Origin of the sequence: Cetobacterium sp. (assembly GCF_048470075.1) — a bacterium.
In the GTDB taxonomy this organism is placed as follows: Bacteria; Fusobacteriota; Fusobacteriia; order Fusobacteriales; family Fusobacteriaceae; genus Cetobacterium_A.
In genome coordinates this window covers 18,912-27,459 of sequence record NZ_DBGBQB010000022.1, presented here as the reverse complement: position 1 = coordinate 27,459, position 8,548 = coordinate 18,912, and the positions used below count along the sequence as shown (strand labels likewise).

The 8,548-nt window shown below is 32.3% G+C and carries 7 protein-coding genes; 4 read left to right on the top strand and 3 right to left on the bottom strand.

The window, feature by feature from the left end; translation table 11 throughout:
• Window positions 1–137 precede the first annotated feature (137 nt).
• A complete protein-coding gene (locus tag ACMOUI_RS00755) occupies window positions 138–1,451 on the top strand; it encodes a CitMHS family transporter (protein WP_040406966.1) in 1,314 nt (437 codons plus the stop codon).
• A 20-nt stretch (window positions 1,452–1,471) separates the two neighbouring features.
• Here ACMOUI_RS00755 and ACMOUI_RS00750 read toward each other — a convergent pair whose 3' ends face one another.
• The 3 genes from ACMOUI_RS00750 to ACMOUI_RS00740 form a co-directional block, all read right to left on the bottom strand.
• Window positions 1,472–2,101: a GntR family transcriptional regulator gene (locus ACMOUI_RS00750; protein ID WP_023050461.1), complete on the bottom strand. Its 630-nt coding sequence runs from the start codon at window positions 2,099–2,101 to the stop codon at window positions 1,472–1,474.
• A gap of 115 nt (window positions 2,102–2,216) precedes the next feature.
• The gene (locus tag ACMOUI_RS00745) at window positions 2,217–3,563 is read right to left on the bottom strand and encodes a Na+/H+ antiporter NhaC family protein (protein WP_418963834.1); all 1,347 of its coding nucleotides are present in this window, start codon (window positions 3,561–3,563) and stop codon (window positions 2,217–2,219) included.
• A gap of 89 nt (window positions 3,564–3,652) precedes the next feature.
• Window positions 3,653–5,050 carry a PLP-dependent aminotransferase family protein gene (locus ACMOUI_RS00740; protein WP_418963833.1) on the bottom strand — a complete coding sequence of 466 codons (1,398 nt, stop codon included), beginning with the start codon at window positions 5,048–5,050 and terminating at the stop codon, window positions 3,653–3,655.
• 105 nt (window positions 5,051–5,155) lie between these two features.
• On the opposite strand from ACMOUI_RS00740, the gene ACMOUI_RS00735 reads away from it, so the two are divergent.
• The 3 genes from ACMOUI_RS00735 to mtnK are packed head-to-tail and all read left to right on the top strand — an operon-like array spanning window position 5,156 to window position 8,544.
• Window positions 5,156–6,304 (top strand): iron-containing alcohol dehydrogenase, encoded by a 1,149-nt coding sequence (locus ACMOUI_RS00735; RefSeq protein ID WP_418963832.1) that lies wholly within the window; start codon window positions 5,156–5,158, stop codon window positions 6,302–6,304.
• Complete coding sequence (gene mtnA / locus ACMOUI_RS00730) at window positions 6,301–7,359, top strand: S-methyl-5-thioribose-1-phosphate isomerase (protein ID WP_418963831.1); 1,059 nt, start codon at window positions 6,301–6,303, stop codon at window positions 7,357–7,359. Before ACMOUI_RS00735 ends, mtnA begins: the two co-directional genes overlap by 4 nt.
• Window positions 7,360–8,544, top strand: coding sequence for an S-methyl-5-thioribose kinase (gene mtnK, locus ACMOUI_RS00725; protein ID WP_418963830.1), 1,185 nt, complete (start codon window positions 7,360–7,362; stop codon window positions 8,542–8,544).
• The last annotated feature ends 4 nt before the right edge of the window (window positions 8,545–8,548 follow it).

The window sequence follows — 8,548 nt, the reverse complement described above, 5'->3', positions numbered from 1 at the left end:
ATATGTTAGTTTTTGGAAAGTAATGTTTTTTAAAAAAATATATTGACTTTTTCAAAACAAATATTTATAATTTGCACAACGAGAATTTTTGTATACAATTGTTCAATTATAAAATGAGATTTTTGGGAGGTTTTATTATGTTACTAGCCCTTGCTGGTTTTATTATGCTTTTTGCTATGATGTATTTTCTTTTTAAATCAAAAACTATACCGTTAGTTGTATTTATTACAATACCTTTTATTGCTGCTATCCTAGCTGGTTTTTCATTTCCAGAAATTGTAACCTTTGTTAAAAAAGGTGTTGGTAAAACTAGTGAAATGGCTGTTTTATTTATTTTCTCTGTTACTTTCTTCGGTCTAATGTCTGATGCCGGGATGTTTGACGTTATTGTTGATAAGTTGGTTAAAAAAGCTGGTACAAATGTTATTGCAGTTGCCGTTGTCACTGCCATCGTTGCCATTTTCTCCCACCTTGACGGTGCCACTGTTACAACTGTTTTAGTTACAGTTCCAGCTTTACTACCGCTTTATAAAAAACTTAATATCCGTCCTCAACTTCTACTTATGATAGTTGGAGCTGGTATGGGAGTTATGAATCTTCTACCTTGGGGAGGTCCTGTAGCTAGAGCAGCTACTGTTTTAGGTATGAACCCTAATGATCTATGGCATATTATGATTCCTATTCAAATTTTAGGAGTTGTAACTACAATAGGACTTGCTATTTTTGGTGCTATGAGAGAAGTAAAATTTAATGGAGCTGGTATTTTAGAAAAAAGCTCTCCAGAATTTGAAATAGAAGAGGGAACACATATCTCTCAAAAGAAAGAGGATGAGTTAAAAAGACCTAAACTAACTGCATTTAATATGCTTTTAACTCTTGGAGTTTTAGTTTTACTTTTAATTAATACTTTCCCTCCATACTTTGTATTTATGATTGGATGTGCCATTGCACTAGTTGTTAACTACCCTAATCCTAAAGATCAAAAAAATAGATTAAAAGCACATGCACCTGCTGCCCTTGATGTATCATCTGTTATGTTAGGAGCTGGAGTTATGGTTGGAATTTTAGGTAATAGTGGAATGTTAGAAGCGATGACAATCCCTCTTTTAAAAGTTATCCCAGCATTTATTGCTTCACAACTTCATATTTTAATGGGTGTTCTATCACTACCTCTTGGATTAGTTTTAGGAACTGACTCTTATTTCTATGGACTAATGCCTCTTGCTATTGAAGTTGGAAAGAACTTTGAAATAACACCTTTAAGTATGGCTGTAGCTATGACTATTGGTAAAAATCTTTCTCTTTTCATAAGTCCACTAGTGCCTGCAACTTTCTTAGGAATAGGACTTGCTGGTATTGAGTTAAAAGATCATATTAAATACTCTTTTGTAGGTTTATTTAGTGTTTCTTTAATAATGATGGCATTTGCCCTATCTATAAAGATGTTTTAATAAAAAAAGACCGTCAAAATCTATTTGATGGTCTTTTTTACTATCTCTTTAGCATTTAATAGATGAAGTTTATTAGCTTCTTTTGCCTTTTCTAACTCTCCATCTCTAAGTAAACTTATAATCTCTAAATGCTCATTGTAAGCTTTTAAAACTCTACTCTCACTTTTTAAAGATTTTCTTTTTAATGCTGATATTATAAAATCGTAGTGTCTTAATATTTTTACAGCATATTCTAGTGATGATGCTGAATACACCAATGAATTGTACTCTAAAAATAATCTTCTAGCTTCATCCCAATTTTCAGTGTCTATAAGATATTTTGTTAAAATTAGATTTTGGTATATTCTATCTACTCCATTTTTATTTTTTACAATAGAATCAAATAAAATGCCTTCAAGGCATATTCTAATTTCGAATATCTCATCTATTTTTTGTGGAGTTATATCCATAATTCTAAGTCTACCATTTGGTAATCTCTCAATTATTCCTTCAATCTCTAACTTCTTTATAGCTTCTCTTAAAGGAGTTCTACTAACATTTAATTTATTTGCATAGTCAATCTCTACTACTTTATCACCAAAATCGATATTTCCAACTAACAGATCATTTTTTATCGTTTCATAGATATTATCACTACTACTCTTTCTCATTATTATAATCTCCTAACTCTTTTATATCTAATATGATACTTTTTTTTATAACATTTAGCAAGAAAAAAAGACCGACTAAAAAATATTTTTTAATCGGTCTCTTTATTTTATTATTCTAAAAAATCTCCTCTTCAGCTTTTTGCTCTATTATTGTTTCTTTTTGATATCCTTTTAATTTAGGTATATTAAATACAATTGATAATCCTCCAAATAAAATCATTAAAAATGAGTAATAATTATATGGAACTATCTCCATTGGAGATATCTGAGCTAATCCCGCAGCTACAAGAAGTTGCCCTCCATATGGAAGCAATCCTTGAAAAGCTGAAGAAAAAATATCTAATAAACTAGCAGTTCTTCTTAAATCTATTGCATACTGCTTAGATATATCTTTTGACAATGGACCAGCTGTCACTATGGAGATTGTATTATTAGCTGTTGCAACGTCAATTAGTGCAGCTAAAGTTGCTATTCCAGCTTCTGCTCCCTTTTTACTTTTTATTTTAGATGTTATCTTATCTAGAAGGTAGTTTACTCCACCATAATAATCCATTAGAGCTATTATCCCTCCTATTACTATGGCAATTAAGCAAAGATCTTGCATCCATCCAAACCCTCTTTGAATAAATCCTAATAACTCCACAAAATTAAATGCTCCAAGTGATAATCCTAAAATCGCTCCTGTTCCAATTCCAATGGCTAATACCACCATTACGTTTAATCCTATTAAAGCACTCACTATGATAGAGATATATGGTAGTATCTTTATTAAAGAGTATTCCCCAACTTCCACTGTTCCCTTAGCTTCAGGAACTAAAGCCAAAATTATAATCGTTGATATTACAGCTGGTAAAACTATTAAGGCATTCATTTTAAATTTATCTCTTAGCTCTATCCCCTGTGTTCTTGCAGCAGCTATTGTTGTATCTGAAACAAAAGATAGGTTATCCCCAAACATTGCTCCTCCAACAACAGTTCCCATCAAAAGAGATATATCCAATCCTGTCTGCTGAGACATACCTATTGCAATTGGAACTATCGCTGTAATTGTTCCCATAGATGTTCCCATTGCAAAGGAAATGATACAACTTATTATAAAAATACCTGGCAATATGGCTTTAGATGGTAAAATGCTCAGACCAAAATTTACTGTTGCATCCACTGACCCCATAGCATTAGCAACAGAATAAAATGCTCCTGCTAATATAAAAATTGTAACCATCAAAATTATAGTTGATTCTCCACCACCTCTAGCAAAAATCTCTACTTTTTCCTCAAGAGATATCTTCTTATCCTTCCTATTCAATGACAATGCATAAGCTAGTACAAACATAAATCCTACTAAGACAGGCATACTTGAAAAATCTTTTGTCACTATCCCTGTCACTAAAAACATTATCACAAATAAGATTAGAGGTGTTAATCCCATAAAGCTCTTATAACTATCCTTTTTATCCAACATCTTTATTCACGCTCCCCTTAAAAGAAATTTATTGCTATGATATTAGCTCACAATTTTTTTTTAATCAAGGAAACGCTCAATAAAGTGTTTTATAACACTTTTTTATCTATCTCATTTATAGCATTTTCAATTATATTTAATCCCTTTTCTATCTCCTCTTTTTCTATTCCAACAAAACTTAATCTAATTTTTGAATCAACTCTTTTATCCCAATAAAAGATAGTCCCTGGTAGAATGGAAACGCCATTTTTTTTACAAAGATAATAAAACTCTTTTTCATCGATATTTTGACTCAATTTAATCCAGATTGACCTTCCACCCCCTGGACTATGCATAAGTCTTATCCCTTTCATCTTTTTTAATCTTTCAACCATATATTCGTATCTAATCTTTATTTTTTCTCTTATTTTTATTAAACTCTCTGAGTAGATACCATTTTTTATTAAATATTCTAATGTTTTTTGAGTAAAGTTTCCTGGAGTTATCTCTGAATTTAAAACTTCAAACTCCAAACGCTCTCTAAAAATAGGGGGGATAATCATATACGCTATCTTCATCTCTTTATGTATGCATTTAGCTAGGTCTTTAAGATAAAATACTCTCTCTTTTCCTCTCCTATCAAAATATTTCAATGCTTTTGGTTTCTCTTCCGTATAGTAAAACTCTGAGTTATTATCCTCCTCTATTATGTAGAAATCATACTCTTGTGCCAACTTAAGAAGCCTCTCCTTTTTCTCATCAGACCAAACTATTCCAGAGGGATTTTGATAATTAAAGCTCTCATATACAAAATCTATTTTATTATTTTTTAAAATCTCTTCAAAATCTTGAAAATCCCATCCATCCTCTAAAAGATGAACACCCTTTACATCTGCTCTCTCTTTAAATAGATTTAATGCCTTATATTTTGTAGGATCTGAGACCACAATACTTATCTCCCCTTTTTTCTTAAAAAATAGCTTTAAAATTGTATTTAAACATTGCTGTGAACTGTTTAAAACCACTATCTCTTCATTTGAAATAAAGATATCTATCCCCTCTAAATAATCAGCTATTCCCTCTCTTAAAGTCCTACTTCCCTTTAAATTTTCCTCTTCAAACATATCATCATTTAATACCAAAACTTTAAGCATTATATTTCTTAAATCCAGTCCAATTAATTTTATAGAATCTATCTCATCCTTTGAAAAATCTATAAGATTTTTCTTCTCCTCCTCTGTTATTAAAGCTCTTTCTAAAATTAATCTATTGTCCAAGTTAATAGAGAAATCTCTGCTCTCACTTACAAAGCTTCCCTTACCTAAAACCTTAAAGATATACCCCTCTCTCTCCAACATCTCATACCCTTTTAACGCCGTTGTTGTATTCAGTCTCTTTTTCATAGATACCTGTCTTAAAGATGGGAGTTTCTCTCCTGCTTTTAAATCTCCATTTAATATTTTTTCTTTAAAATATTCATAAACATCTAAACAAGACCCTTTTTTCATCTTTTATTTGAGTGTTGTAAAACACTTAATGCCCCCTTTACTTGATTTTTTACAGTTTTAGAATTATATATAGTGTATTATAACATATTTCAATAGGAGGTACAGATGGAGAGTTTCAATTTTAAAAGTCCTACCAGAATAATTTTTGGAAAAGATAGCTTTAAAAGTGTTGGTAAATATATAAAACCATATTCTTCTAAAATTTTGTTGCACTATGAGGGAGAACTAATTAAAAAACTTGGTATCTATGATACTGTAGTTGAGTCCTTAAAAGAAAATAATATAGATTTTATTGAACTGCCTGGAGTCGTTCCAAATCCAAGACTATCTCTTGTGGAAAGAGGTATCGATTTATGTATAGATAATGATATTGATTTTATATTAGCTGTGGGGGGTGGTAGTGTTATTGATTCCTCCAAAGCTATTGCTCTTGGTACACCTTATATTGGTGATGTTTGGAACTTTTTTATAGGTAAAGATAAACCCACTACCTCTTTAAAGGTTGGAGTTGTTTTAACAATTCCTGGAGCTGGATCAGAGATGTCTGAAAGTAGTATTATCACTAGGGAGGAGGATTCGACTAAGGCTGTTTGTGATACAGAATTTAATATTCCTGAGTTTGCTATACTTGATCCTCAAGTTTGTTTCTCTATACCTCAAAAACTTATGTGCTGTGGAGTTGTGGATATTTTATCGCATCTTATGGAGAGATATTTCTCTCCAACTGAAAATGTTGAATTAAGTGACTCCTTAATTGAAGCTGCTATGAGAACTATTATTAAACTTGGACCTAAATATCTAGAAAATCCTAAAGATTATAATACCTGTGCAGAGATTATGTGGACAGCTACTGTTGCTCACAATGGCATGATTGCTTGTGGAAGAGTGGCGGATTGGTCATCTCATAGAATTGAACATGAGATTAGTGCTATTTATGATTTAAATCATGGAGCTGGAATGGCTGTTATTTTTCCAGCTTGGTTGAAATATGTTAAACAGTTTAATCCTAAAAAAATTGAGAGTTTTTCAAAAAATATATTTAATTGTGAAAATGGAATTGAGGCTTTGGAAATCTTCCTTAAATCCCTTGGATTAGCTACAACTTTAAAGGAGTTAAACATTCCAGATGAGCACTTTGAGTTCATGGCAAAAAAAGCTTTAGGTGATAGAGAAACTATGGGAAACTATGTCAAATTAAATGCCAAGGATATTGTTAATATATTAAAAATTGCAATGGGAGGAGAAAATATATGAAAACTGAAAAAGATCTTATATATTCAATAGAGTGGAGTGATAATGGGGCTATTATTTTGGATCAAACTAAGCTTCCAACAGAAACTGTATTTTTAACGGTTACTGATGAAAAGCAGATGCACCACTACATTAAAACTCTTACAATTAGAGGAGCTGGTGCACTAAGTATCGGTGGAGCTTATGGTGTATATTTAGGAGTTTGGAAATCAGATGAAACAGATTCTAAAAAGTTTGTGGATAGGGTTCTTGAAGTTTGTGACTATATGGACACAGCTAGACCAACTGCTGTTAAACTCTTTGTAATGGTGGATAAGATTAGAAAGTGTGCCCTAAAAAATGCTCATCTCTCTGTTCCTGAGATAAAAAAAGCCATTTTAAATAGATGTCATGAGATCAGACAGGAAAATATAGATGATTGTGCTAAGGTTGGGGAGTTTGCTCTATCTTTACTAAAAGATGGAATGACTGTTTTAACCCATTGTAATGCTGGAAGTTATGCCACTGTTATAAGAGGATCTGCACTGGCTCCATTCTATTTGGCAAAAGAGAGAGGTATGAATATAAAAGCCTTTGTAGATGAAACAAGACCACTTTTACAGGGTTCTAGATTAACCGCTCATGAGCTTCAAAAAGCTGGAGTGGACGTGACTTTAATCTGTGATAATATGGCTGCGTACTGTATGCAGCAGGGTCTTATTGACGCTGTTGTTGTATCCAGTGATAGAATTGCTGCCAATGGAGATACAATAAATAAAATAGGTACTTACAATGTTGCTGTTTTAGCAAAATATCACAATATCCCATTCTATGTGGCTTCAACTTTTGCCAGTGTGGATTTCTCTATGGAAAAGGGGAGTGATGTTCCCATTGAATTAAGACCTGATGAGGAGATTACAGAGGGATTTGGAAAAAGAACTGCCCCTTATGGTATAAAGGTTTATAATCCATGTTTTGATGTTACACCAAATGAACTGATCACTGCAATTATCTGTGAGAAAGGTATAGCTAGACCAGACTATAAAGAGAGCTTAGCTAAAATGAGAGAGGTGGAGTAGATGAGTATAACAGCTTATGAGATTTTAAATGAGGATTCCGCACTTACATATTCTGTTGAAACTTTAAACTTTTTTAAGGATAGAGAGGGTTTAAGTTGTAAAGAGATTGGAGATGGTAATCTAAATAATGTTTTTAGAGTTGTGGATTCAAATTCAGGAAAATCTCTTATTTTAAAACAGTCTCTTCCCTATGCTAGAACTTCTGTTGAGATGAAACTGGATGCTAAAAGAGGTGAGATTGAAGCTATGGGACTTATGACTCAGGGAAAACTCTCTCCAAATATGGTTCCTATTGTCTATAACTATGACCCTACAAGATATATTATAGCCATGGAGGACTTAACAGGTCATGAGATTCTTAGAACCGCTATGATCAATGGAACTGTATTCCCAAATCTAGGAAAAGATGCAGCTAACTTCTTTGCCAACACACTCCTTAGAACCAGTGATATTGTACTGGATAGCAAATCTAAAAAAGATGAGGTTATAAAATTTATCAATAAGGATCTATGTGATTTAACAGAGCACCTAGTTCTTACTAACTCAGCTTTTTTAGCATCTAGAAATAGAATAGATGAGCACCTTTTGGACTTTGTTAAAGAGAGGGTTTTCAATGATGAAAAGGTAGCTTTTGAAGTGGCTAAGCTAAAACATAACTTCATGTGTAACGCTCAGGCTCTTCTTCATGGAGATGCTCACAGTGGAAGTATCTTTGTCAAAGAGAACAGTTTAAAGTTTATAGACACTGAGTTTTCATTCTATGGTCCTATGGGCTTTGATATTGGGATGTTTTTGGCAAATCTCTTTATGGATGCCTGTTATCATGAGGCTTTAGGAAATATTCAGTACAAGGAGTATGTTTTAACTCAAATTGAGAGTTTTATAGATAACTTTAAAATTGATTTTCTTGAGGTTTGGGATAGATATGCCACTGAACACTTTGCCAAAACCAATGAGAAGTTTAAACTTTGGTATTTGGATAGTGTTTTAAAAGATACTGCTGGGTATTGTGCTTGTGAGATGATAAGAAGAACAACTGGTTCATCCCATGTAAAGGAGATGGATGATTTTAATGATAAAAATACTCAAAAGAAAGCTCAGACAAAAAACATCACTTTAGCTTTAAAGATTCTGTTCAATCAGGATAAATTCAAATATGGAAAAGATTATATAGAACTTTTTTAAGGGA

Coding starts and splice junctions, on each gene's coding strand:
- ACMOUI_RS00755 (WP_040406966.1), top strand. CDS start 138: ATGTTACTAGCCCTTGCTGGTTTTATTATGCTTTTTGCTATGATGTAT.
- ACMOUI_RS00750 (WP_023050461.1), bottom strand. CDS start 2,101: ATGAGAAAGAGTAGTAGTGATAATATCTATGAAACGATAAAAAATGAT.
- ACMOUI_RS00745 (WP_418963834.1), bottom strand. CDS start 3,563: ATGTTGGATAAAAAGGATAGTTATAAGAGCTTTATGGGATTAACACCT.
- ACMOUI_RS00740 (WP_418963833.1), bottom strand. CDS start 5,050: ATGAAAAAAGGGTCTTGTTTAGATGTTTATGAATATTTTAAAGAAAAA.
- ACMOUI_RS00735 (WP_418963832.1), top strand. CDS start 5,156: ATGGAGAGTTTCAATTTTAAAAGTCCTACCAGAATAATTTTTGGAAAA.
- mtnA (WP_418963831.1), top strand. CDS start 6,301: ATGAAAACTGAAAAAGATCTTATATATTCAATAGAGTGGAGTGATAAT.
- mtnK (WP_418963830.1), top strand. CDS start 7,360: ATGAGTATAACAGCTTATGAGATTTTAAATGAGGATTCCGCACTTACA.